The following is a 26,148-nucleotide window of genomic DNA, read 5'->3' as shown; positions in this document are numbered from 1 at the left end:
AACCGCGATTTGAAAGTGAGATTTATGAAACGCTTAATTTTGGGGGGCGTTTTCGCCGCTGCCATGGCCGCTACCGGTTTCGCTCAAGCAGGTGATTCGCTGAGTGCGCTCGTCCCCCTGACGGCTGGTCAAACGCTGGAATCCGGGAACGGAAAATACATGCTCATCATGCAAGGCACGGACGGCAACCTGGTCGTCTACCGCAAGGCGGACGGGAAGGTGATCTGGACAACCGGAAAGCCGGCCGGCGCTGGCGCCTGGGCCGTCGTTCAGACCGACAAGAATTTTGTCGTGTATAGCGGCCCCTATCCGGCTCATGGAACGGCCGCGTGGTCAGCCGGCACGGCCCAGGCGGGCGTCAACGACCCCAGTGCCCAACTGAAGATTTGGCCGGACGGCAGCCTGACGCTGATGACATCGACCTCGCAAGGCGTGCCTTACTGGTCCACGCCCGGGGACAGTACTGTGTGTCCGGACGGTAATGCCAAGACGGCTTACCCGATCTGTATGCGTCCAGGGACGAATTATCAGTCCAACAGCTATGTCTACGCATGTACCTATGCACAGGCGCAAGTATTGGCCAGCCAGTTTGTGAACGCCGGTGCCGTGATGGGGACGTGCCACTGATCTACGAGCTGATCGCGGTCAGATCGACGATGCAGGCCCGGCGATTGCCGTGTGGCCTGCCGTTTGCAACACATGTGTCAAACCGCCATGACATCAAAGAAAATCTATTGTGCAGGCGCCCTGTTCGTAGCACTTATCGCATGGTTCTTTCATGGGACGCACGCGCCGCAACGCGCCGCTGCCGATGCTGATATCGCAGCGGTAGCCCCACGCAATGTCGAGCAGCCACGTTCGACAGACCATGGATCGCTGGCCTGGTTGGACGCACGATTCGGCCAGGCCGATGCAACGAGCGCACCACCGCAACCCGCTCATATCCACGCCCGCCAAAAGAAAATGGAAAGCCTTGGATATGGGTCGCCCCCGGAATACTACGAGATGGATTTGAAGACGTTAAAAAAGCTGGCCAAGCTGCACGATGGCGACGCCATGCTGCAACTCGCTGAGCAATATTATAACGAGGCAAATATCATCTATTCCGATCCCGAGTTTCCGAAGAACGGGGATCCAAAAGCCATCGCCAAGCAGTATTTGACCGATGCCTTTGGCGCTGGTTTCAGCCGCGCCGCATCTGTACTCGCGAAACACAGTTTTGACGAGAATGATCTTGTGGAAGCTTACGCCTGGCGGCTGGTAGCGGAAAAAGTCGGCGATAGCGATAACCCAGTATGGGGCGGCAACACGAATCAATTTGCAAATCTCAGCCAGGATGAAATCGCACGCGCGCGAAAGCGCTTCGACGCAATCTGGCAAACGAGCATGGATTCTCATGAAAGCCAACGCGCTTTCCAGCCTGCACGATAACTGCCTCGGACTGATTGCCGGGGCGCGCAGCGATAAAAAAAGCGGGACCGAAGTCCCGCCAAGAGGGTACAGCAGAAGAGGAGGTAAAGCGTTACATCAGAAGCGGTAGGTCAGCGACGCCTCCCACGCGCGGCCGAAGATCGGACGGGCGTTGATCGGGCCGGTGCTGGCGCCGACGAGGCGCGAGTTACCTTCCGTCAGGCCCAGCGAATTGTTCACGTTGGTGCCCGTGACGCGGAATTCCAGCTTGTCGGACAGCTCGGCCAGGATGCCCAGGTCCAGCGTGTTATACGACGGCAGGTACTGGGTGTTCTGCTGGTCCGCCCAGCGCGCGCCGATGTGCGAGTAGGTGCCGTAGAAGCGCAGCGCGTAGTCGCCGATCGGCAGGCGGTAGCTCGGCGAGAAGCGGTACTGGAACTTCGGCTGGCGCTGCACCTGGTTGCCGGCGATGGTCGGATTGTCCTTGTACGTCGAATCCTGCCAGTCGCCCGTCAACTGCAGTTGCAGGCCCTTGAGCGGACGGAGGGCCAGTTCGAATTCCACGCCCTTGCCGTGCGAGCCGCTCACCGAATACAGCACGCCCGACGTCGTGATCTGCTGGAACGAGATGCCCGTGAAGTCCGTGAAGAATGCGTTCACGTAGGCGCTGTACAGCGGCGTCGCGGTCTTGTAGCCGATCTCGTACTGCGTGACTTTCGGCGTCGGGACGCGGTTGCGGTCGTTCACGACGTCCTGCGTGCCGGCGTTGCGCAGGTCGTCGAAGTAGATGAACGTGTGGCCCTGGTTGGCGCGCACGAACACGCTGGAATCCTTGGTCAGCTTGTACAGGCCGCCCGCGGTGAACGAGTTCGCGGTGTCGTCGCGCGACAGGCCCGTGAAGCTGCCGCTCGGCGTCGACGTGCCGTTGTTGTAGACCGTCAGCGCATTGTTGTCCGGATCGACCGAGGTCAGGTTCGAGATCGAGCCCGAGATGTGCTGCTTCTCGTGGCGCATGCCGGCGTCGACCTTGATGCGGTCGTTGATGCGCCATTCGTCGGCGATGAACACCGCCGTGTTGCGGCCGTCGTACGAGGCGATCGGCGCGTAGAACACGTTGCCGTCCGTACCATTCTTGGAGACGACGGCGCCGTTGTTCAGCTTGACGTCGATGAGGCGCGCGTTCGGCGTCGCCGTCATCAGGTGGCTGTTGCCCAGGTACCAGACGTCGTGCGACGAATAGTTCGCGATATACGCGCCGGTCGTGATCGTGTTGTCATGGCCGATGTCCTTGCTGACGCGGAACTCGTCCGTGAACGAGCGCAGCTTCTTCTCGACGGCCCACAGGCCCGCCTGCACCACCTGCTGGTTGCCCGCGACGGTGCCGCCGCCGTTCGTGTAGGTGATGGCGCCGCTGGTAGCCGGCGCGCCTGCTGCCGCGACCACGGCCGCATTGCCGTTGGCGGACGCGATGGCCTGGCTCACGTAGTCGGCGGCGCTCAGCGGGTTGTTACCCGTGAACATGGCGATCGTGTTCAGGTCGCCCTTGAAGTAGTTGAACTTGTTCGACACGTCCCAGCCGTTGAGCTTTTGCTGGAAGTCCGCGCCGACCAGGTTCGACGAGAGGCCGCGGCCGTCGCCCAGGTCGTAGGTCAGGGTCTTGCCCGGACCCGCTTCCACCGTGAAGTTGCGCATCTCGTTGCTCATCAGGGTGCCGCGCAGCGGGTCGAAGCCGGGGAACGACGAGATCGTGTGGCCGTTGTTCGACGAGATCAGCGGCACGCCCGTGTAGAAGGCGTTCTTGTCCGACGTCGAGCGGGCGTAGACCGTCAGTTCGCCCTGGTCCAGCTTGCGGGTCAGCGAAGCGGACAGCTGGCCGCCGTCGTCGGCCGGGAAGCCGGCGTCGCGCACGCCGTTCGTCGTGCGGTAGAAGCCGCCGATCATGCCGTACCAGCCGTCGGCGATCTTGCCGCTGTAGACGCCGTCGAAGCGGCGCAGGCTGCCGGTACCGGTCGTGAAGCGCAGGCTGCCTTCCGGCTCGTCGCCGCCTTTCTTCATGATGAAGTTCATCGTGGCGCCCGGCTGGCCGCTCGAGTAAATGGTGCTCGGACCGCCGCGCAGCACTTCCACGCGCTCGATCGTGTCATCCAGGCGGAACGCGGACGAGCCTTCGAAGAACGACAGCACGGGCACGGGGAAGATCGGGTTGCCGTTCATCTGCACGGAGACGAACGGCGAGTCGCTGCCCGACGGGAAGCCGCGCACTTCGATGTTGGCGCCGGACTGGCCGCCCGTCGCTTCGGCATACACGCCCGGCACGATCTTCAGCACGTCGGCCGTGCTGGACGGCGCGGCCTGCTTCAGTTGTTCTTCGGTCGCGGTCGTGATCGAGAAGCTCGTGTCGATCTTGCGCGTGCCGGACGCCGATGCCGTACCGGTCACGACGACTTGCTGGATTTCTTTCTGGACGTTGTCCTGAGCGACCGCCTGGGACTGGGCAACGAGGGCGAGGACAGCGAGGGCAATTGCTGACGGTTGCGGGAACTGCATGGTGTTTTTCATGTTGTGCTCTCTTGTGATTGGGAACCGGCTGCGGGGCGTCTCCTCCCCGGTTTTCCTGGCGATTGATGGTTCGACAAGGAAACTGCGGCCATTGAAACATCGGATTGACATCGATGTCAATCAAAATGCTATCGATGTCATTTTTTGTCGACACGACAAAAAAATCTGTCATAATCCATCCCGCTCAAGTAATCTGTTACCGCTACCCCAAGCTTATTTCTCACGACCTATTGCTCACGAACGACATGGCGCAAGCGAAAAAAAACCAGCCCGGCGATACCGCCGTGACGATGGAAGACCTGGCGAAGATCGCCGGGGTCTCCACGATCACGGTGTCGCGGGCATTGCGCGACAGTCCGCTCGTGACGGAAAACACGCGGGAAAAGATCCGCAAGATCGCGCAGGAGCAGGGCTACCGCTTCAACATCAGCGCCCGCAACCTGCGCATGCGCCGGTCGTATTCGGTCGCCGTCGTCGTCGAGATGACGCCCGTGAAGGGCCGGCCGATGTCCGACCCGTATCCGCTCGAACTGTTGGGCGGCATCACCCAGGAACTCACCACCGCCGGCTACAGCGTCGTGCTCACGTCCAAGCAGCTGCTCGACACGGCCCCGGTACAGGGCGCCGACGGCCTGATCCTGCTGGGCCAGGGCTCGCACGGCGAGGCGGTGAAGGCCTTGCAGCAGACCACGTTGCCCCTCGTCGTGTGGGGCGCGCCGGAAGAGGGCGCCACGTACACGGTCGTCGGCTCCGACAACCGCAAGGGCGGCGCCAGCGTCGCCGAGCGCTTCCTGGAACAGGGCCGGCGCAAGCTGATCTTCGTCGGCGACGTCGACCACGCCGAGGTGCAGGAACGCTGCGCCGGCTTCATCGACGCGCTGTCCGGCCGCGCCACCGTGCACATCCTGCGTCCGAAGGCGTTCACGTTCGAAGCGGGCTTCGACTGCGTGACGTCGATCCTGAAAAAGAAGAACGGCCACAGCATCGACGGCCTGTTCGCCGCCAGCGACCTGCTGGCCATGGGCGCCATCCGCGCGCTGACGGAAGCGGGCCTGCGCGTGCCCGACGATATTTCCGTAATCGGCTACGACGACACGCCGGGCGCCGCCAGCTTCGTGCCGCCGCTCACGAGCGTCCACCAATACCTGCGCGACGGCGGCGTGCTGCTCGCGAAAAAAATGCTGGCCATGATCGAAGGCCAGCCGGCGCAATCGGAAATGCTGCCGACCACGCTGATCGTACGCCACACCTGATCACGCTACATCACCCATAAGCTTGAAGAACGCGCTCCGCGCACGAGACGAGGAAACTGAAGTGAAAGATGACATCGATAACACCAATGACATCGATAACAATAATGGACTGGCGGCGGAGCCGTGGCGCATCCGCGAAGATACGCTGGAGTCTTCGCGCGCGTTCCTGCACGAGACCCTGTTCACCCTGGGGAATGGCTGGATCGGCATGCGCGGCACGCCGGACGAGGGCACCGTCGGCGGCGCGGGCGACACCCTGGAAGGCACGTACCTGAACGGCTTCCACGACACCGAAGCCATCCGCTATCCGGAGAACGCCTACGGTCTCGCCCGCATCAACGAATTCATGCTGAACGTGCCGAACGCCAAGCGCATCGCGGCCGTCATCGATGGCGAACGCTTTGCGCTGGACGCCTGCAACGTGCTCGCGTGGGAACGCACGCTCGACTTCCGCACCGGCCTGCTCGAGCGCACGGTCGAGTGGGAGACCGCCAGCGGCAAGCGCGTGCGCATCGCCAGCCGCCGTCTCGTGTCCCTCGGGCGCAAGCACGTCGCCGCGATCGAATACGCCGTCACGCCGCTGAATTTCTCGGGCACCGTGCGCATCGTCGCCGACATCGATGCGGACGTGACGAACCTGCAGGCCGGCGACGACCCGCGCGTCGGTTCCGCGCTGACGGGGGCGTCGCTGATCGAGACGCAGCGCGAGGTGGGCAGCGAGCCCGGCGCACACGACGTGCTGCTGCTGCAGCGCACGCGCCACAGCGGGTTTACGCTGGCCACGGCGACGGATGCCGTGCCGTCCGGCGCCGCCCGCGTCGAGCAGGTCGGACTGGGCCACGCGTTCGATGCCGACGTCGCGCAGGGCGCCACGTTCACCGTGCACAAATACGTCGCCTACGCGAGCTCGCGCGACATGGCGGCCGACGCCGTCGGCCCGCACGCGCGCGCCGAGCTGGCGCAGGCCCGCGCGGCCGGCTTCGATGCGCTGGCGCGCGAACAGGCCGGGTACCTCGCGCGCTTCTGGGAAGACGCCGACGTGGCCATCGCCGGCGACGACGCCCTGCAGCAGGGCGTGCACTTCAACCAGTTCCACCTGCTGCAATCGGTCGGCCGCGACGGCAAGACGAATATCGCGGCCAAGGGCGTGACGGGCGAAGGCTACGAAGGCCACTATTTCTGGGACACGGAAATCTACGTGTTCCCGTTCTTCCTGTACTCGCGTCCTGAGATCGCGCGCGCGCTGCTGCAGTACCGCTACAACGGCCTGCCGAAGGCACGCGAGCGCGCCCGCCAGATGGCGCACGAGAAGGGCGCGCTGTACCCGTGGCGCACGATCGCGGGCGAGGAATGCTCGGCCTACTTCCCGGCCGGCACCGCGCAATACCACATCAACGCGGACGTCGCGTACTCGATCCGTTTATACCTGCTGGCGACCGGCGACTTCGACTTCATGGCGGAGCAGGGCGCCGAGATCGTGCTGGAAACGGCGCGCATCTGGACGGGCATCGGCAGCTACGACCGCGCGCACCGCTTCTGCATCAACGCGGTGACGGGACCGGACGAATACACGGCCATCGTCAACAACAACTACTACACGAACGCGATGGCGCGCATGCACATGACGTTCGCGGCGGACGTTGCCGAACGCCTGCGTGCCGAGCGCCCAGCCGACTACGCGCGCGTGGCGCACGCCATCGGCCTCGAGGACGCCGAGATCCAGGCATGGCGCGCGGCCAGCGCCGCGATGCGCCTGCCGTACGACGACGCGCTCGGCATCCACGAGCAGGACGACAGCTTCCTGTCCAAGAAACCGTGGGACTTCGCGAGCACGCCGAAAGAGAATTACCCGTTGCTGCTGCACTACCACCCGCTGGTGATTTATCGCCACCAGGTGTGCAAGCAGGCCGACGTCGTGCTGGCGCTGCTGCTGCTGTCGAACCAGTTCTCGCTCGACGACAAGCGCCGCGACTTCGATTTCTATGAGGGCGTGACGACGCACGATTCCTCGCTGTCCTCGTGCATCTTCAGCATCGTCGCGAGCGAGATCGGCTATCGCGACAAGGCGTACGGCTACTTCATGGAGACGGCGCGCCTGGACCTCGACAACACGCACGCGAACACGCAGTACGGCGTACACACGGCCGCGATGGCCGGCACGTGGCTCGGCGTCGCCTACGGCTTCGCCGGCATGCGCCTCGACGACGCGGGCCTGCGCTTCGCGCCGACGCTTCCCGACCGGTGGACGGGCTACCGCTTCAAGGCGCAGGTGCGCGGCGCGCTGCTGGAAGTCGCGGTCGACGGCACCGGCACCGACTACCGCCTGCTGCGCGGCGCCGGTCTCACCTTCGCGCACGCCGGCACCACGATCGCCCTGGACGCGCAGCGCGCCCACATCCGCATGGAGAACCCACAATGACTTCACGATTCAAAGCCGTCATCTTCGACCTCGACGGCGTCATCACCGACACGGCGCACTACCACTACCTGGCGTGGAAGCGCCTCGCGGACAGCGTCGATGCGCCCTTCGACGAAGCGTTCAACGAACAACTGAAGGGCGTCGACCGCATGGGTTCCCTGGACCTGATCCTCGCGCGCGCACCGCGCACGTACACGCCCGAGGAAAAGCGGCTGCTTTCCGATGCGAAGAACACGCATTACCAGGAACTGATCGCGACGATGACCCCGGACGATTTGCTGCCGGGCGCCCTGCGCGCGCTGGAAGAGGTGCGCGCGGCCGGACTCCATATCGGCCTCGCGTCGGTCAGCCGCAACGCGTTCACGGTGCTGGACCGCCTGGGCATCCGCGACCGCTTCGACGACGTCGTCGACGCCGCGACCATCGTCAACGGCAAGCCCGATCCCGAGATTTTCCTCACCGCGGCCGCGCACCTGGGCGTCGATCCCGGGGATTGCCTCGGCGTGGAAGATGCCGCGGCGGGCGTCGCGTCGATCAAGGATGCGGGCATGTTCGCCGTCGGTGTCGGCAGTCCCGCGGTGCTGCATCGCGCCGACCGTGTGATACCGTCGATGGAAGCATTCCGGCTGCAGGACTACTAAAAAAGCCACTATAAAACTGGAGACAACATGAACCAACGACGCATCCTGCTCGCCCTGTTCATGATTTATTTCGTGTTCGCCATCCTGCTCAACAGCGTGGGGACGGTGATCCTGCAGGTCATTCACACCTACGGCGTCGACAAGGGCGCGGCGAGCGTGCTGGAAGGGTTCAAGGACCTGCCGATCGCGATCGTGTCGTTCTTCGTCGCGTCGACCCTGCCGCGCTTCGGCTACAAGAAGGCGATGCTGGTGGCGCTGGCGATCGTCACCGCCGCCACGCTGGCGATGCCGCTGATCCCGGCCTTCGCGACGGCGAAACTGCTGTTCCTGTGCGTGGGCGTCGCGTTCGCGCTGGTGAAGGTGTCCGTGTACTCGACCATCGGCCTCGTCGCGCGCGACCGCAAGCACCATGCGGGCATCACGAACATGCTGGAGGGCTTCTTCATGGTCGGCGTGCTGTCGGCGTACTGGATCTTCGGCTTCTTCATCGATGCCGATCATCCCGCGTCGACGAGCTGGTTGAACGTCTACTGGCTGTTGTCGGTCCTGTGCGCGGCCACGTTCGTGCTCGTGCTGGCGACGACGTTCGACGAAGTCGGCGCCGCGCCGCCGGACAGCCGCGGGCCGGCGGCCGACTTCCTGCAGATGCTGCGCCTGTTCGTGCGGCCGCTCGTGTACGTGTTCGTGCTGACGGCGTTCCTGTCCGTCCTCGTCGAGCAGGCGATCGGCTCCTGGCTCCCCACGTTCAACAACGAGATCCTGATGCTGCCCGCCACGATGAGCGTGCAGGTGACGAGCATCTTCGCAGGCTGCCTCGCGGTGGGACGCCTGCTGGCCGGCGTCGTGATGCGCCGCCTGAACTGGTATCCCGTGCTGACCGTGTGCATGCTGGCGATGGGCGCGACGGTTCTTCTTACGCTGCCGCTCACGCACGGCGTCGATCACGATCCGAACGTGACGTGGTCGACGGCACCTGTCGCCGCGTTCCTGTTCCCGCTCATCGGCCTGTTCATGGCGCCGATCTACCCGGGCATCAATTCCGTGATGCTGAGTTCCCTGCCGCGCCATCAGCACGCACCGATGACGGGCCTGCTCGTGATCTTCTCGGCCCTCGGCGGCACCACGGGGTCGCTGATCACGGGGTATGTGTTCGGGCACGTGAACGGGCACTTCGCGTTCTACCTGACGCTCGTGCCGATCGTGCTGATGGTGGGGAGCCTGTACGCGTTCAAGCGGCAGGTGGAAAAGACCGCCGGCGCGGCCTGGACGGCGCGGCCGCACGAGTTGATTTGACTTGCTTTACGGATCCGCAAGGACATGTTTGTTGCTGATCCGCTACGTTCCCACATGCATGACCCTGCCGGCGGCCTTCCTTGTGCCGCCTCTTGATCGCTGCCCCATGCGCAGCTGATCGTCCCCGTTTTCCCCGCCCATCCCACTACGGTTTCCCTCTGCGAAACCGGCTGTTGCGCCGTTTGATGGCGCGCAAAATCGACTTTCAATTTGTTGTCACAAAGTTTGGTTTGATATCAAAACCGATATGGGAAACCCAGAAAAAATCATTGGATCGATCATTGCCGGGTCTCTAACATTCAAAACATGCCAGTTGAGAAGTCAATATTTCTATAACTAGAAACACAGGAGACGTATGAAATCGCAATTATCTGCACGTCCTTTGGCCCTGAAGGTGTCCGTGACTGCGTTGATGGGCGCCGGCCTGCTCACCAGCGCCTCGGTATGGGCGCAAGCGGCCCCCGAAAAGACAGAGCCGGTCGAGACCGTGGTGGTCACCGGCGTCAAGGCCTCGCTGATCAAGAGCCTGGCGATCAAGCGCACCAACGACCAGGTCGTGGAATCGGTCGTCGCCGACGACATCGGCAAGCTGCCGGATAACAATGTCGTCGAAGCGCTGCAGCGCGTGACGGGCATCCAGGTCACCGACCGCGCCGGCGGCGAAGTCGGCACCCTGTCCATCCGTGGCATGCCCGACGTGCAGACCACCTGGAACGGCCGCACCATTTTTACCGCCTCCGGCACGCAGGTCGCGCTGCAGGACATTCCGTCGACCCTGGTGCGCCAGATCGACGTCTACAAGACGCGCGACGCCAGCCAGCTGGAAACCGGTATCGCAGGCCAGATTGACGTCAAGTCGCTGCGGCCGTTCGATTTCAAGGGTTCGAAGGTGTCGCTGTCGGCACGTGAAACCTATCTCGATCCCGCGAAGAAGGGGAACCCGCAGCTCAGCGGCATGTTGAGCAACCGCTGGGACACCGGCTTCGGCGAATTCGGCGCCCTGGTCAATCTGTCGGATACCAAGACGAAATACCGCAATGAAAGCGTGGCGCCGGGTGCAATGGTGCCGTTCGTCAGCCCCAATGCCGCTGAAGACCCCGCCGGTTACACGCCCTTGCAGCGCATCACCGATACCAGTATCTGGACGCCTGGTACGCGTCCCGGCTTGCCGACCGCGGCGGGTTCGACGCTGGATTTCAACGGCAAGGCGTATCCGTACTACCTGTCGCGTGACGCCATTTTCCAGAACGACCTTCAGGGCGAGCGCGAGCGTCCTTCCGCCAACATCGCCCTGCAGTGGAAACCGAACAGCGATTCGATCTACACCTTCGAATCGATGTACAACGGTTATCGTAACAAGACCTTCAACAAGCTGTTGTTCAGCTTCGTCGACTGGTGGGGCGATCTCGGCGCCAACCCCGCGGGGTCGATCACGACGTTCCCGGGAACGAACATCATCCAGAGCCGTACGGTCAACAACGTCTATGGCTTCAACAGCGGCGACTACACCACGTCGGCAACCGATTCCTACGTGTATGCCCTGAACGGCAAATGGGACATTAGCGACCGCCTGAAGCTGGAAGGTGACGTGTCGTACCAGACGAGTACCTATCACTCGGAATTCACCGCCACCCGCATCGATCGCGTTGCGCCGTCCATCAACGTCAAGTTTAATGACGGCAACAACAACACGGCGTTCCATTTCAACAACGACGCCGACCTGACCGACCCGAGCAAGTGGAATGTCGCGCAGTTCTACGATAACGCCAACCGCAACAAGGGCAGCGCCGCGACGGCCAGCCTGGCGGGCGTCTTCGATGCCGGCTGGGGTGCGCTGCAGACGCTCCAGTTCGGCGCGCGCTTCGACGACCGCAAGGCGTCGGAGGCCAACCGGGCGCAATCGGCCTTCCTGGGCCGCAGCCTCGCCTCCCTGGGGCCGGAGTATGCCTCCGTCAACTCGAACTTCGGCACGGCGATCTCGGACGTTCCGCGCTCATGGGTGGAGGCCAATGCCTACTACATCCGTGACCATATCGATGACTGGCGCAAGCTTTATAACTCGGTCGATGCGAACTTCCTGACGTCGGACAAACTGAGCCTGCAGAAGACGTTCGACGTCGATGAAAAGACGACCAACCTGTTCCTGATGGGGAATACCCAGAACGACCTGTTCGGCCATCGCCTGCGCGGCAATTTCGGCGTGCGCTACGTCAAGGTCAAGACCGACATGAACTTCTACAAGGTGGATGCGACCACCAAGGCGGTCACGGCGTCCGGTGCCAGCAAGTCGACCAACAAGTTCTTGCCGAGCATGACCCTGATTTACGACCCATCCAAGGACGTCGTGCTGCGCTTCAACTATGGTGAAACCCTGCGCCGCCCGAGCTTCGGTGATCTGAATCCTGTCTATCAACTCGGTGATGACGTCTCGCGGGTCGGTTATGGCTCGGGCAGCGGCGGCAATCCCGACCTGAAACCGACGCACTCCAAGAACCTCGACCTGACGGCTGAGTGGTATTTCCAGAAGGACAGTGCACTCTACGGCACGCTGTTCAAGCGCAAGATCGACGGCCTGATCGTGAATACGCGTCGCAAGGTTCACGTCGATCCGGCGGACGACCCGTTCCGCAACTCGACTGGAGGCGGCGACCATACGAACGGCTATGACTATGTCATCAGCTCGCCGGCGAACGCATCCGACGGCACCATGAAGGGCGCCGAGCTCGGCTTGATCTACTTCCCGAAGTGGCTGCCGAGCGCGCTGGACGGCTTCGGCATCCAGGCCAGCTATACGCGCCTCACCTCGTCGCAGAACGTGCCCGAGGTTAATGATGCCGGTGTCATCGTCTCGCAGCTCGAGACACCGTTCTTCGGCGTGTCCAACAAGTCCTACAACGCCACGCTGGCGTACGAAAAGGGCCCGATCAGCGCGCGCTTGTCCCAGGTCTGGCGCTCGGGCTTCCTGGCCTCCAACGAAGCTGCGTTGTTTGCCAATCCGATCGGTATCTGGCGTCATCCGGAAAAGAGCGTGGACATGCAGATCTCCTACAAGATCAACGACAACACGACGCTCGACATCAGTGGTGTCAACCTGACCAACGAAGTGCAGCAGGCCTATTACCACTTCGGCACCGCGGGTAACGCGCAGCTGACCAATTTCGGTACGCTCCAGATTGGACGTTCGGTCGCGGTTGGCCTGCGCTGGAAGTTGTAAGACCTTGGGGTCGAACGACCCCGCCAGCCGGACAGGGCGTTGCTCGGTTCACACCCGCAACGCCCTGTCCGCATCTACGTTTTGCATCCTGGACCGGCCTGGTTTGGCGCCGCGGTCTGCGCCAGCAGCAGCGCCCGGAAATCTGCCGACCGCATCGGCTTGCCGATCAAATAGCCCTGCAACACGTCGCATCCGGTCGAACGGATCGCTTCCTTCTGCAGCTCCGTCTCGATCCCCTCGCAGATCACGTCCAGCTTGAGCGACTTGGCGAAGGCGATGACGCCGTTGACGATGTCCAGGCAGCGCCGGTCCTGCTCGATCTCGCGCACGAACGAGCGGTCGATCTTGATCGCGGTGATCGGCAACGTGCGCAGGTACGACAGGTTCGAATAGCCGGTGCCGAAGTCGTCGAGCGCGATGCGGAAACCGTCGCGCTGCAGTGAGCGCAGCACCGCCGCCGCCTTGTCGATGTCCTGCATCAGCATGCTTTCGGTGACTTCCAGCTTGATGCACTCGGGGTCGAGGTCGTAGCGGTTGACGAGGTTCTTCAGCAGCGGCGGCAGGTTTTCGTCCGTCAGCTGGCGCGGCGAGACGTTCACCGCCATGCGCAGCCGGTAGCCCAGCAATTCCCATTCGCGCGCCTGGCGGCACGCTTCTTCGCACACCCAGGCGCCGACGGCCGTGATGGCGGGCGAGCCTTCCAGCATCGGCAGGAACAGGTCGGGGGCGAGCAGCCCGAGGCGCGGATGTTCCCAGCGCAGCAGCGCCTCCGCACCGACGACGGCGCCGTTCACGGCGCTCACCTGCGGCTGGTAGAACAGCACGAACTGGCGGCGCTCAAGGGCGGAGAACACGTCCTGGCGCAGTTCCAGGCGCTGCTTGAGCAGGTGGCGCGCGGCCGTCGAGAAGATGGCGTATGTGTGGCGGCCATTGTCCTTGGCCTCGTACATCGCCGCGTCCGCGTTGTTGAGCAGCTCGTCGGCCGAATACTCGCGGCCGTTGCCGATCGCGATGCCGATGCTGCCGCCCACCGTCACGCAATGGCCGTCGACGGCGATGGGCGTCGCGAGGTGCTGCAGGACGGCCGCGGCCACACCCTTCGCGCCATCGGCGTTCATGCCTTCGAGGACGATCACGAACTCGTCGCCGCTGATGCGCGCGACCGTGATGCCGGCGCCGGCGAGGCTGCCCAGGCGCCGTCCGATTTCCTGCAAGGCCATGTCGCCCGCGCGGTGGCCATGGGCGTCGTTGACTTCCTTGAAATGGTCGAGGTCGACGAACAGGACGCCGACCGGCCGCTCGTCCTCGACCGAACGTGCCAGCGCCTCGTCGAGCGCGCGCAGGCAACTGAGGCGGTTGTGCAGGCCCGTCAGGCTGTCGTGCGTGGCCAGGTGCAGCAGCCGCGTCTCCGCTTCCTTGCGCTCGGTGACGTCGGCGAAGAATGCGGTGACGCCTTCGCGCGACGGGTACACGCGCAATTCGAGCCAGATGCCCAGCGGCGCGTAGAAGTTCTCGCAACGGGCGGCTTCGCGGTCGTGCATCGCTTGCTGGTAGGCGTCGTAGAACGGGCCGCCGACGGCTTCCGGGAACTCGTCCCACATGTTCTTGCCGATCAGGTCTTCCGGACTACGGTCGATCCAGGCCGCGCCGCGCGCGTTGACGTACGTGAAGCGCCACTCGCGGTCGAGCGACACGCAGCCGTCGGAGATGCTCTCCAGGACGGTGCTCAGGCGTTCGCGCGCCTGCACGGCGGCCTGCTCGGCTTCGACGACTTCCGTCACGTCCTGAAGGAAGGCGACGAAGTGGGTGGGCGTGCCCCCGTTCTCGCGCACGGGAAACAGGTGCATGCGGCACCAGAACGGGGTGCGGTCCTTGCGGTAGTTGCGCAGCAGCGCCGTGCAGATCTCGGCGCGTTCGACGCAGTTGCGGATCAGCGCGATCTCGGGCTGGTCGCGGTCGTCGCGCTGCAGGAAGCGGCAGTTGCGGCCGACGACTTCGTACAACGCGTAACCCGTCATCCGTTCGAACGCGGGGTTGACGTAGGCGATGGGATTGTCCGGCAGGCTCGCGTCGGAAATGATGATGCCCGTGTTGCTCGCCTCGATCAGTCGCTTGAAGAACGGCACCGGCAACTGTTCGATCTTGTCGAGGAGGGAGCGGACTTCTTCGGGAGAACAATTCTGCATGATCGTCTACCTTGGCGCTGGACGTTACCAGTGTAACGCCGCCCGAGGCCGGCATGCAGCACGAAAGACAGCGGCGTCCGCAGGTTGTTGCCTATGGGATGGGACCGGTTCAATCCACGCCCAGCGCCGCCATTTTCGCCCGTAGCGCCAGCCGGTCCGCATCGATCTGCGCGCCGTTCGTCTGGCGCGACAGCGCGGCCTTGTCCTTGCGGCCGAGGAAGTACGCGATGCGCTCGGCGTTGGCGCCGGACGGGTGCGGGATGCCGTGCAGTATCCGGTCCGCATCCAGCACGCCGCGCGCCGCGAGCCAGTCGAGCGCGAGGCCGACTTTCGGGCCCAGCGGCACGTACACCGCATCGGGCAGCGACGCCGCTTCGGCCGCGAAATAGTCGAGCAGCTGGGCCTGCAGCAGCGGCGTCGTCAGCATGTTCGGCGCTGCGCCGTTGTAGTTCTTGTCCTTGACGAACACGGGATGGCGCAGCACGGCCGTCACGTGCATCAGGTGCGCGTGCGCGCCGAACAGCGACGCGCAACTGGCGATGTCGAGCCAGCGCTGCAGGCCAACGTGGTCGAGCAGGGCGACGAGGTTCGGCCGGATCGCGCCGGAAAACGCGCCCGTGTACTTGGCCGCCTTCAGCACCTCGTCCTGCGCGGCACCTTGCGCCAGCAGGCGCCGGGCCTCGCGCACGGCGTTCTTCCATTGCACGAAGCCGGGCGAGATGCCGACAAGGACGAGCCGCGCCCCGTGGTTCACGTAATCGAACGGGATGTAGTGCGCGCTGATGGTGCCCGCGCGCGCCAGCAGGAAGCCGGCCGGGATCTGCGCGGGCGTGGTCGCGAGGTCCGGATCGGTGTCCAGGATGAGGTCGCGGAACGTGGAAAAGGTCGCCTGCATGAAATTGTCAAAAGTGAGGATACCTCGCATTGTGCCACGTGAAATCGTTGTCATACTGCCCGATCTGCGCCTACACATATAAAAAACGGTATCGAAGTTGCGGAAAAATTGATTGGATCGTTCTCGATGTTGCGCCTAACATTACCGATGAGCATGCCAGTTCGGAAGCCGTTCAGGGCTTCGAAAACATAACAATACTTATATGGAAATTGGAGACGATATGGAACCCTCCGCATCGGGCCGTTTCGCGCCCGCCGCCCGCACCTTTGCATCGCGCCGTTACGACAGAATCGTGGGCTTTGCCCTCCGTTGGAAACACTGATTCAGGTTTCTAATCACTAGGCAATAATCAGGGTGCTGCGCGGAACGAATCCGGGTAGCACCTTCGTCGTTTGGAAAGAGGTCCGTATGCACACCCAGAAACTCTCCACGCTCGAAAAAGTGGGCTTCGGCGCCGGCGACATGGCGCTCAACGTGGTGATCTCATCGATGATGCTGATCATCACTTTCTTCTACACGGACGTCTATGGACTCAAGACGACCGACCTCGCGCTGCTGTTCGTGCTCGTCAAGATCGTGGGCGCGATGTCCGACCTGGTCGTCGGCCAGATGACGGACAGTTTCCTGTCCCGCTGGGGCCGCTATCGGCCGTATTTCCTGTTCCTCGCGATCCCGTACGGCCTGTCCGTGTACGCCGTGTTCAGCACGCCGGACTGGAATTACGACGCCAAGCTCGTGTGGGCCTATTCCACCTACGTCATCATGACGCTGATGACGTCGGGCGTGGGCGTGCCGTACATCTCGCTGATCAGCGGCCTGACGAGCGACCCGCAGGAGCGCCTGTCGGCCAACGGCTACCGGCTGTTCCTCGCGAAGGTCGGGGCGTTCATGGTCACGATCGTCGTGCCGATCCTCGCGCAGCGCTGGGGCCACGGCAACCAGGCCGCCGGCTACCAGGCGGCGATGGCCCTGATGGCGGTGCTGGGCGTCGTGCTGTTCCTGTTCACGTTCTTCACGACGACCGAACGCGTCGTCTATAAAACGAAGCGCCAGCCGCTGCTGGAACAGATCGCGGTGCTGGCCCAGAACGACCAGTGGCTGATCCTGTGCGCGGTCTGCGTGACGGGCACCATCGGCTACGTGATCCGCGGCTCCGTCGCGATCTATTACGCCAAGTATTATCTGCACGGCGACACGGAGACCGTGTCCGCCTTCCTGTCGACGGGTGTCGCGGCCGCGATCATCGCGATGGTCGTGTCGACGTGGGTGACCAAGTTCTATTGCAAGGTCAAACTGTTCCGCTACACGCAGCTGATGGTGGCGGTGCTGTCCGTGATGATCTATTTCCTGGTCAAGCCGGGCGACACGGCACTGGCCTTCTTCCTGTACTTCCTGCTGTCGCTCGTCGTCGACCTGCACGCGCCGGTGTTCTGGTCCGCGATCGCTGAGACCATCGACTATGGTCAAGTGAAAACGGGCAAGCGCGTATCGGGCTTCGCGTTCGGCGGCATCTCGGTCGCGCAGAAGGCGGGCATGGGACTCGCGGGCGGCATGGTGGGCCTGCTGCTGAACTATTTCCATTACCAGCCGAACCAGGAACAGAGCGCCCTGGCGCTGCAGGGCATCGCGCTGATGCTGTCCGTCATTCCCGGCTTCTTCCATTTCCTGATGGGCGCGCTGATGTTCAAGTACCGTATCAGCGATGAGTATTACTCTACCGTCAAGGAAGATTTGCGGGCGAGCCAGGCGACTTAACCGACGTCGTCCCTGCGGAGGCGGGGACCCAATTTTGCATGCGTGATCGGTAGCACCCACTTGGGCCCCGCCTGCGCGGGGGCGACGTATCAAATGTAACTCTAGAGAACACGATGGAAACCGTACTGAAACCCCTCATCGAACAACGCGCCGACCCGTACATCTACAAGCACACGGACGGCTATTACTACTTCACCGCCTCGGTCCCGCAGTACGACCGCATCGAGCTGCGCCGCGCGAAGACGATCGCGGAACTGGCCGCCGCGCCCACCGTCGACGCGTGGATCAAGCCGGACACGGGCCCGTACAGCGAACTGATCTGGGCCCCCGAGCTGCACTTCAACATGGGCGCGTGGTACGTCTATTTCGCCGCCGCGCCGAGCCGCGAGATCAAGTACAAGCTGTTCCAGCACCGCATGTACGCGATCCGTAACACGAACGCGAACCCGCTCGAAGGCACGTGGGAATTCATGGGCCAGGTCGACACGGGCATCGACACGTTCTGCCTGGACGCGACCACGTTCAACCACAACGGCCAGCTGTACTACCTGTGGGCGCAGAAGGACAATGAGATCGAAGGCAATTCGAACCTGTACATCGCGAAGATGAAGACGCCGTGGCAGATCGAAGGCAAGCCCGTGCTGCTGTCGAAGCCCGAACACGATTGGGAGATCCGCGGCTTCTGGGTCAACGAAGGCCCGTCCGTCCTGCGCCGCAACGGCAAGATCTTCATCTCGTATTCCGCCAGCGCCACCGACGAGAATTACGCGATGGGCCTGCTGTGGGCCGACGAGAATGCGGACCTGCTCGATCCGGCCGTATGGACAAAGTCGCGCGAGCCCGTGTTCCGTACATGCTACGATCACGGCATCTACGGACCCGGCCACAACAGCTTTACCTATGCTGAAGATGGCGACACCGTCATGCTCGTCTACCACGCGCGCACTTATACGGAAATCGTCGGCGATCCGTTGTGGAACCCGGACCGCCATACCTTCGTCAAACCGCTGCGTTGGGACGAGAACGGCATGCCGGTATTCGGGCGGCCATCTACCCTCTGAGGAATAACAACGTGCAAAACGGAATTACCCAAGCGCCGTTCGGGACCTTGCCCGACGGTCGGCAAGTCAACCAGTACACGCTCAAGAACAATAACGGCATGGTCGTCAAGGTGCTGGATTTCGGCGGCATCATCACCGAGATCCACGTCCCGGACCGCGACGGCGTCTTTGCCGACGTCGCCCTCGGCTTCGAAACGCTCGGGCCCTATGTCAAGGACAGCCCGTATTTCGGCGCGCTGATCGGCCGCTACGGCAACCGCATCGGCAAGGGCCGCTTCACGCTCGACGGCAAGGACTATCAGCTGACGACCAACAACGGCAACAACCACCTGCATGGCGGCGACCCGGGCTACGACAAGGTGCTGTGGACGGCCGCTGCCGAAGGCGACAGCCTCGTCCTGCGCTACCACAGCCCGGACGGCGAGCAGGGCTATCCCGGCAACCTCGACGCCACCGCCACGTATGTGCTGACCGACGACAACGAGATCGTCGTGCGCTTCCACGCCGTCACCGACCAGCCGACCCCCGTCAACCTCACCCAGCACAGCTATTTCAACCTGGCCGGAGCAGGGCAGGGCGACATCCTCGCCCACGAGATCACGATCGACGCGGATAAATTCGTGCCCATCGATGCGGAATCCATCCCGTTCGGCGAACTGGCCCCCGTGACGGGCACGCCGTTCGATTTCCGCAAGCCGCGCGCGATCGGCGAGCGCATCACGCAACCGGACAAGCAACTGCGCCACGGCACCGGCTACGACCATTGCTGGGTGCTGAACAAGCACCTGGGCGACAAGGGCCTGAAGCGCGCCGTCCACGTGTTCGAGCCCACGACGGGCCGCGTGCTCGAACTGTTCACGCAGGAACCGGGCGTGCAGTTCTACAGCGGTAACTTCCTCGACGGCTCGCTGAGCGGCAAGGGCCATCCCTGGATTTTCCGCAGCGGCTTCTGCATCGAGCCGGAACACTACCCGGATTCGCCGAACCAGCCGACGTACCCGAACACGATCCTGCGTCCGGGCGAGGTCTATGAAACGGAATCGCGCTTCCGCTTCTCGGTGGCGCAATAAGTCAAACAGGAGAGACGCTACATGATGGAACTGGTGGTGGATGGCCGGAACGTACTCGGCGAGGGAATCATCTGGGACGACAAGGGCGCGCGCCTGTTCTGGACCGATATCGAAAGCAGCGAACTGTGGTCGCACGCCCCCGCGACGGGCGCGTTGCAGCGCTGGCCGCTGCCCGAGCGCCTGTGCTCGATGGCGCTGACGCACGACGACGGCCGCCTGCTGCTGGGCCTCGCCTCCGGCCTCGCGTTCTTCGATCTCGCCAGCGGAGACCTCGACCGCATCTGCGACGTCGAGGCAGACCTGCCCACCACGCGTCTCAATGACGGCCGCACCGACCGCCAGGGCCGCTTCGTGTTCGGCGTGTTCAACCAGGCCGAGAACCCGAAGGAGCCGATCGGCGGCTTCTACCGGCTGAACCACGACCTGTCGCTGGAGCGCCTGCCGCTGGGCGGCGTCGCCATCGCCAACAGCATCTGCTTCAGCCCGGACGGCCGCACCATGTATTACGCGGACTCGGGCACGCGCGAGATCCGTTGCTGCGACTACGACCCGGACACCGGCGCAGTGGCTAACCTGCGCGAATTCGCGGCGGCCGACGCGGCCCCGGGCGATCCGGACGGCTCGACGATCGATGCGGACGGCTATCTGTGGAGCACGCGCTGGGGCGCGGGGCAGGTCGTGCGCTTCGCCCCGGACGGTACCGTCGACCGCGTATTGACGCTGCCAGCGCCGCAGCCGACGTGCCCGGCGTTCGGCGGCCCCGGCCTGGACATGTTGTATGTCACTTCCGCAACAGTCGGCCTGCGCGCCGGCCAACTGGCGGATGCACCAAAATCGGGCGGTGTGTTTGCAAAATTGCTAACAATTAAGGGCTTGGCAGAGGTTAAATTCGCTGGTCGGCGCCGATAGCGGTAACAGCGATGTCGATAACGATATCGATTGCTGCTAAAAATTGATTGGAAAGTTATCTTAGCGGCCTTTAGACTTCCTTCATCGCTGAGCTGGACGACGACAAGGGTCGCTCAGATTACAAAAACGACGGAGGAAGAATGTCCGAGACAAAAAAGAAGCCCACCCTGCGTTCCGCAGCGTGGTTCGGTACCCAGGACAAGAACGGCTTCATGTACCGGAGCTGGATGAAGAACCAGGGTATCCCCGATCATGAATTCCAGGGCAAGCCGATCATCGGCATCTGCAACACCTGGTCCGAACTCACGCCCTGCAACGCCCATTTCCGCAAGCTGGCCGAGCACGTCAAGCGCGGCATCCTGGAGGCGGGCGGCTTCCCGGTCGAATTCCCCGTCTTCTCGAACGGCGAGTCGAACCTGCGCCCGACCGCCATGCTGACCCGTAACCTGGCCAGCATGGACGTCGAAGAATCCATTCGCGGCAACCCGATGGACGGCGTCGTCCTGCTGGTCGGCTGCGACAAGACCACGCCGGCCCTGCTGATGGGCGCCGCGAGCGTCGACATTCCGGCCATCGTCGTCACCGGCGGCCCGATGCTGAACGGTAAGTTGAACGGACAGGACATCGGCTCCGGCACCGCCGTCTGGAAACTGCACGAGCAGGCCAAGGGCGGCCAGATCTCGATGCACGACTTCCTCGCCGCCGAAGCCGGCCATGCACGCTCGGCCGGCACCTGCAACACGATGGGCACCGCGTCGACGATGGCCTGCATGGCCGAATCGCTCGGCGTCTCGCTGCCGCACAATGCCGCGATCCCCGCCGTCGATGCGCGCCGCTACGTGCTGGCGCACATGTCGGGCATGCGCATCGTCGAGATGGTCAACGAAGACCTCAAGCTGTCGAAGATCCTCAAGCGCGAGAACTTCGAGAACGCGATCCGCACGAACGCCGCGATCGGCGGCTCGACCAACGCCGTGATCCACCTGAAAGCCATCGCCGGCCGCATGGGCGTGCCGCTGGAACTGGAAGACTGGACCGCCGTCGGCAAGGGCACCCCGACCATCGTCGACCTGCAGCCGTCCGGCCGCTTCCTGATGGAAGAGTTCTATTACGCCGGCGGCCTGCCGGGCGTGCTGCGCCGCCTGGGCGAAAGCAACCTGCTGCCGCACAAGGACGCGCTGACCGTGAACGGCAGGACGATCTGGGAAAACGTCCAGGACGCGCCGATCTACAACGACGAAGTGATCCGCAAGATCGACAACCCGCTGATCGACGACGGCGGCATCTGCATCCTGCGCGGCAACCTGGCCCCGCGCGGCGCCGTGCTCAAGCCGTCGGCCGCCTCGCCGCACCTGATGAAACACCGCGGCAAGGCCGTCGTGTTCGAGGACTTCGACCACTACAAGGCGCGCATCGTCGATCCGGACCTGGACGTCGACGAGAACTCGATCCTCGTGATGAAGAACTGCGGTCCGAAAGGTTACCCGGGCATGGCCGAAGTGGGCAACATGGGGCTGCCGCCGAAGCTGCTGGCGAAGGGCATCACCGACATGGTCCGCATCTCCGACGCGCGCATGAGCGGCACCGCCTACGGCACCGTCGTGCTGCACGTGGCACCGGAAGCGATGGCCGGCGGCCCGCTGGGCATCGTCAAGGACGGCGACTTCATCGAACTCGATTGCAAGGCCGGCCGCCTGCACCTGGACGTGCCGGAAGACGAGATCAAGACCCGTCTCGCGGACCGCGCCGAGAACCAGAAGGAAGCGCCGCGTACCGGTTACGCGGGCCTGTACCTGGATCACGTGCTGCAGGCGGACGAGGGTTGCGACTTCGACTTCCTCGTCGGCTGCCGCGGTTCGGCCGTGCCCAAGCATTCCCATTGATAGCTTGACGCTGGACGCGTGAACGGCTTGGCCGTTCCCGCGTCCATGTCATTCTGAACGAACGGATTCCACCATGCTGCTCATCCAATACAAATCCGCCGCCGGCGACCGCCGCGTCGGCATCCTGAACGGCGACACCGTCACCGCCATCACCGGCTACGCCACCACGCTGGAACTGGCCAAGGCCGCCATCGCGCAGGGCAAGAGCCTCGCCGCGCTGGCCGACGCATCCGCCACCGGCGACAAAGATTCCTACGAAGCGATCGCGCAGGCAGGCCGCGTGCTGGCCCCGATCGACCACCCGGACGCCGCCCACACCTACGTCACCGGCACGGGCCTGACGCACCTGGGCAGCGCCGACGCGCGCGACGCCATGCACAAGAAGATCGGCGGCGACGTCGAGTCGCTGTCGGACTCCATGAAGATGTTCCGCATGGGCGTCGAAGGCGGCAAGCCGGAAGCGGGCAAGGCCGGCGTGCAGCCGGAATGGTTCTACAAAGGCGACGGCTCGATCGTGCGCGCCAGCGGCCAGGACATGGAAATGCCGGACTTCTCGCTGGACGGCGGCGAAGAGCCGGAGATCGCCGGTCTGTACGTGATCGGCGACGACGGCCAGCCGTACCGCGTCGGTTTCGCGATCGGCAACGAGTTCTCGGACCACGTGACGGAACGCCAGAACTACCTGTACCTCGCGCACTCCAAGCTGCGCAACTGCGGCGTCGGCCCGGCGCTGCTGGTCGGCGAACTGCCGGCCCACGTCGAAGGCGTGTCGCGCATCCGCGCAGCCGACGGTGCCGTGCGCTGGGAAAAAGCGTTCGTGTCGGGTGAGCAGAACATGTCGCACACCATCGGCAACCTGGAATACCACCACTTCAAGTACGGCCTGTTCAACCGCCCGGGCGACGTGCACATCCACTTCTTCGGCACCGCGACCCTGAGCTTCGCCGACAATATCAGCGTGCAGGCCGGCGAGACGTTCGAAGTCGAATCGCCGCAATTCGGCCCCGCGCTGCGCAACAAGCTCGCCGTCCAGTCCACCCAATTCGCAAAAGTTAACACGTTATGACCATCGCACAAATCACGGGCGAAGCCCTCATCGGCGGCGTCGCCCAGCGCGGCGCCGGCGGTTCGTTCAAGGCCTGGAATCCGGGCGCGCGCACGCACATCGAACCCGCCTTCAACATGGTCGACATCGGCCAGATCGACCAGGCCTGCAGCCTGGCCGGCAAGGCGTTCGACGTCTTCCGCAACACGACCGACGACGAGCGCGCCGCGTTCCTCGACACGGTCGCCGAGCAGATCATGGCCCTGGGCGATGCCCTGGTCGAGCGCGCGATGGCGGAAACCGGCCTGCCGCGCGGCCGTATCGAAGGCGAGCGTGGCCGCACCTGCACCCAGCTGAAACTGTTCGCCAGCCTGCTGCGCGAAGGGTCGTGGCAGGATCCGCGCATCGACCCGGCGCTGCCGCAGCGCACGCCGCCGCGTCCGGACCTGCGCAGCCGCCTGATCGGCGTCGGCCCTGTCGCCGTGTTTGCCGCATCGAACTTCCCGCTCGCGTTCTCCGTCGCCGGCGGCGACACGGCATCCGCCTTCGCGGCCGGCTGCCCGGTCGTCCTGAAGGCCCACTCGGCCCACCCGGGCACGTCGGAACTGGTGGCGCGCGCCGTCGTGAAAGCCGTCGAACTGTGCGGTCTGCCGGCCGGCACGTTCGCGCTGCTGACCGGCACGGGCAACGGCATCGGCCAGGCACTCGTCGCGCATCCGGCCATCCAGGCCGTCGGCTTCACCGGTTCGCGTTCGGGCGGCACCGCACTGATGGCCGTCGCCGCGGGCCGCCAGCAGCCGATCCCGGTCTACGCCGAGATGAGCAGCATCAACCCGGTGTTCCTGCTGCCGCAGGCGCTGGAACAGCACGCCGAGCGCATCGGCCGCGAATTCGCCGCGTCGCTGACCTTGGGCGTCGGCCAGTTCTGCACCAACCCCGGCCTCGTGCTGGCGATCGACGGCCCGGGCCTGTCCACGTTCTGCGCCGCCGCCACGGCCGCGCTGAACGACACGCAGCCGGCCACGATGCTGTCCGCCGGTATCGCGTCGAGCTTCCGCCGCGGCGTCGCCGCGCTGGGCAGCAACGAAGCGGTGACCACGCTGCTGCGCCTGGAGCACGAAGAGAACCAGGGCCACGCCGCGCTGTTCCGCGTGGAAGGCGATGCCTTCCTGGCCCGCAAGGAGCTGCACGAAGAAGTGTTCGGCCCGGCCTCGCTGCTGGTCGTGTGCAAGGACGTCGAGCAGATGCGCGCCATCGTCGAGCACCTGGAAGGCCAGCTGACGGCCGCGATCCACCTGGAAGAGGGCGACATCGCAGCGGCGCAGGTCCTGCTGCCGACGCTGGAGCGCAAGGTCGGCCGCATCCTGGCCAACGGCTTCGGCACCGGCGTGGAAGTGGCGCACGCGATGGTGCACGGCGGTCCGTTCCCGGCCACGGCCGACGGCCGCAGCACCTCGGTGGGCACGGGCGCGATCTTCCGCTTCCTGCGCCCCGTGGCGTACCAGAACCTGCCGCAGGCACTGCTGCCGGCGGTGCTGCGCGACGAGAATCCGCGCGGCATCTGGCGCCGCCGCGACGGCGCGCTGGGCAAGGAATAAGTATCATGCGGCGCCGGGTCTTTCCTGGCGCCGCCTACAATAAAAGTAAGGAGACGACGATGGGACCTTTAGCCAAGTACGGTAGCCTCGAAGGCAAACGGGTATTCGTGACGGGCGGCGGCAGCGGGATCGGTGAAGCGATCGTCGCCGCGCTGGTGGAGCAGGGCGCGCTGGTCGGCTTCGTCGACATCATGCGCGATGCCAGCGAGGCATTGGTGGCGCGGCTGGCAGCGGCTGGCCACACGGCCCCGATCTACCGCTACTGCGACATCACCGACATCCCGAGCCTGCAGGCCGTGATGGCCGAGATGGCCGCCAAGCTGGGCGACTTCGACGTCATCGTCAACAACGCCGCCAACGACCAGCGCCATCAGATCGGCGACGTGTCGGTCGAATACTGGGACGAGCGCATCGCCATCAACCAGCGTCCGATGTTCTTCACCGTGCAGGCCGCGCTGGAAGGCATGAAGCGCCGCGGCGGCGGCTCCGTCATCAACTTCAGTTCGATGTCGTGGCACGCCAAGAACCCGAACTACCCGATCTATGCGACCACGAAGGCATCCGTGATCGGCCTGACGCGCTGCCTCGCGCGCGACCTGGGACAATTCAACATCCGCGTCAACACCGTGACGCCGGGCTGGGTGATGACCCAGCGCCAGATCGACCTGTGGCTGGACGAGGCAGGCGAGGCCGAGATCGCGCGTTCGCAATGCCTGCCGGGCAAGCTGATGCCCGAGGATATCGCCGCGATGGTGCTGTTCCTGTCCGCCGACGACAGCAAGATGTGCACGGGGCAGGAATTCATCGTCGATGCCGGGTGGGTGTGACGGATATACCGTCGCATTTCCGATCCCGCCACTACCTTCAAGACCGTCATTCCCGCGCACGCGGGAATCCATACTGAGCCTCTCCGGCACGTGTCCTATGGATTCCCGCTTCCGCGGGAATGACGGCTGT

Annotated in this window: 18 protein-coding genes; 15 read left to right on the top strand and 3 right to left on the bottom strand. The window is 64.1% G+C overall.

Annotation, left to right across the window (positions count from 1 at the left end; translation table 11 throughout):
- The first annotated feature begins 24 nt into the window (after positions 1–24).
- Positions 25–627: a hypothetical protein gene (locus ACEN9H_RS23105; RefSeq protein WP_413672216.1), complete on the top strand. Its 603-nt coding sequence runs from the start codon at positions 25–27 to the stop codon at positions 625–627.
- A gap of 87 nt (positions 628–714) precedes the next feature.
- A complete protein-coding gene (locus tag ACEN9H_RS23100) occupies positions 715–1,431 on the top strand; it encodes a hypothetical protein (RefSeq protein WP_413672215.1) in 717 nt (238 codons plus the stop codon).
- Positions 1,432–1,527: 96 nt separating this feature from the next.
- On the opposite strand, the gene ACEN9H_RS23095 is transcribed toward ACEN9H_RS23100, so the two are convergent.
- Positions 1,528–3,969 (bottom strand): TonB-dependent receptor, encoded by a 2,442-nt coding sequence (locus ACEN9H_RS23095; protein WP_413672214.1) that lies wholly within the window; start codon positions 3,967–3,969, stop codon positions 1,528–1,530.
- Between the two features lie 245 nt (positions 3,970–4,214).
- Between ACEN9H_RS23095 and ACEN9H_RS23090 the strand changes: the two genes are divergently transcribed.
- From ACEN9H_RS23090 to ACEN9H_RS23070, 5 genes are all read left to right on the top strand, one after another.
- A complete protein-coding gene (locus ACEN9H_RS23090) occupies positions 4,215–5,222 on the top strand; it encodes a LacI family DNA-binding transcriptional regulator (protein WP_056126339.1) in 1,008 nt (335 codons plus the stop codon).
- Positions 5,223–5,283: 61 nt separating this feature from the next.
- Positions 5,284–7,641 (top strand): glycoside hydrolase family 65 protein, encoded by a 2,358-nt coding sequence (locus tag ACEN9H_RS23085; RefSeq protein ID WP_413672213.1) that lies wholly within the window; start codon positions 5,284–5,286, stop codon positions 7,639–7,641.
- On the top strand, positions 7,638–8,282 hold the full coding sequence (gene pgmB / locus ACEN9H_RS23080) for a beta-phosphoglucomutase (RefSeq protein WP_413672212.1): 645 nt from the start codon (positions 7,638–7,640) through the stop codon (positions 8,280–8,282). The genes ACEN9H_RS23085 and pgmB overlap by 4 nt, the downstream gene beginning before the upstream one ends.
- Positions 8,283–8,309: 27 nt before the next feature.
- Positions 8,310–9,575 carry an MFS transporter gene (locus ACEN9H_RS23075; RefSeq protein WP_413672211.1) on the top strand — a complete coding sequence of 422 codons (1,266 nt, stop codon included), beginning with the start codon at positions 8,310–8,312 and terminating at the stop codon, positions 9,573–9,575.
- 355 nt (positions 9,576–9,930) lie between these two features.
- A complete protein-coding gene (locus ACEN9H_RS23070) occupies positions 9,931–12,789 on the top strand; it encodes a TonB-dependent receptor (protein ID WP_413672210.1) in 2,859 nt (952 codons plus the stop codon).
- Positions 12,790–12,863: 74 nt separating this feature from the next.
- On the opposite strand, the gene ACEN9H_RS23065 is transcribed toward ACEN9H_RS23070, so the two are convergent.
- Positions 12,864–14,975, bottom strand: a complete 2,112-nt coding sequence (locus ACEN9H_RS23065; RefSeq protein ID WP_413672209.1) for an EAL domain-containing protein — start codon at positions 14,973–14,975, stop codon at positions 12,864–12,866.
- A 109-nt stretch (positions 14,976–15,084) separates the two neighbouring features.
- Positions 15,085–15,870, bottom strand: coding sequence for a hypothetical protein (locus ACEN9H_RS23060; protein ID WP_413672208.1), 786 nt, complete (start codon positions 15,868–15,870; stop codon positions 15,085–15,087).
- A 408-nt stretch (positions 15,871–16,278) separates the two neighbouring features.
- Between ACEN9H_RS23060 and ACEN9H_RS23055 the strand changes: the two genes are divergently transcribed.
- From ACEN9H_RS23055 to ACEN9H_RS23020, 8 genes are all read left to right on the top strand, one after another.
- Complete coding sequence (locus tag ACEN9H_RS23055) at positions 16,279–17,625, top strand: MFS transporter (protein WP_413672207.1); 1,347 nt, start codon at positions 16,279–16,281, stop codon at positions 17,623–17,625.
- Positions 17,626–17,738: 113 nt separating this feature from the next.
- The gene (locus ACEN9H_RS23050; RefSeq protein ID WP_413672206.1) at positions 17,739–18,686 is read left to right on the top strand and encodes a glycoside hydrolase family 43 protein; all 948 of its coding nucleotides are present in this window, start codon (positions 17,739–17,741) and stop codon (positions 18,684–18,686) included.
- An 11-nt stretch (positions 18,687–18,697) separates the two neighbouring features.
- Positions 18,698–19,756, top strand: coding sequence for an aldose epimerase family protein (locus tag ACEN9H_RS23045; RefSeq protein ID WP_413672205.1), 1,059 nt, complete (start codon positions 18,698–18,700; stop codon positions 19,754–19,756).
- Positions 19,757–19,777: 21 nt separating this feature from the next.
- Positions 19,778–20,665: an SMP-30/gluconolactonase/LRE family protein gene (locus ACEN9H_RS23040; RefSeq protein WP_413672204.1), complete on the top strand. Its 888-nt coding sequence runs from the start codon at positions 19,778–19,780 to the stop codon at positions 20,663–20,665.
- A 140-nt stretch (positions 20,666–20,805) separates the two neighbouring features.
- Entirely contained in the window at positions 20,806–22,548 is a 1,743-nt protein-coding gene (locus tag ACEN9H_RS23035; RefSeq protein WP_056126361.1) for an IlvD/Edd family dehydratase, read from the top strand.
- Positions 22,549–22,621: 73 nt separating this feature from the next.
- Positions 22,622–23,614 (top strand): AraD1 family protein, encoded by a 993-nt coding sequence (gene araD1 / locus ACEN9H_RS23030; protein WP_056126363.1) that lies wholly within the window; start codon positions 22,622–22,624, stop codon positions 23,612–23,614.
- Positions 23,611–25,191, top strand: coding sequence for an aldehyde dehydrogenase (NADP(+)) (locus ACEN9H_RS23025; RefSeq protein ID WP_056126365.1), 1,581 nt, complete (start codon positions 23,611–23,613; stop codon positions 25,189–25,191). Before araD1 ends, ACEN9H_RS23025 begins: the two co-directional genes overlap by 4 nt.
- A gap of 59 nt (positions 25,192–25,250) precedes the next feature.
- Entirely contained in the window at positions 25,251–26,018 is a 768-nt protein-coding gene (locus tag ACEN9H_RS23020; protein ID WP_056126368.1) for an SDR family NAD(P)-dependent oxidoreductase, read from the top strand.
- Positions 26,019–26,148 lie beyond the last annotated feature (130 nt).

This window comes from Massilia cellulosiltytica, assembly GCF_047325105.1.
GTDB lineage: Bacteria > Pseudomonadota > Gammaproteobacteria > Burkholderiales > Burkholderiaceae_D > Telluria > Telluria orientalis.
Note: the sequence above shows the minus strand (reverse complement) of the source record. Positions and strands in the feature narration are given on the sequence as shown.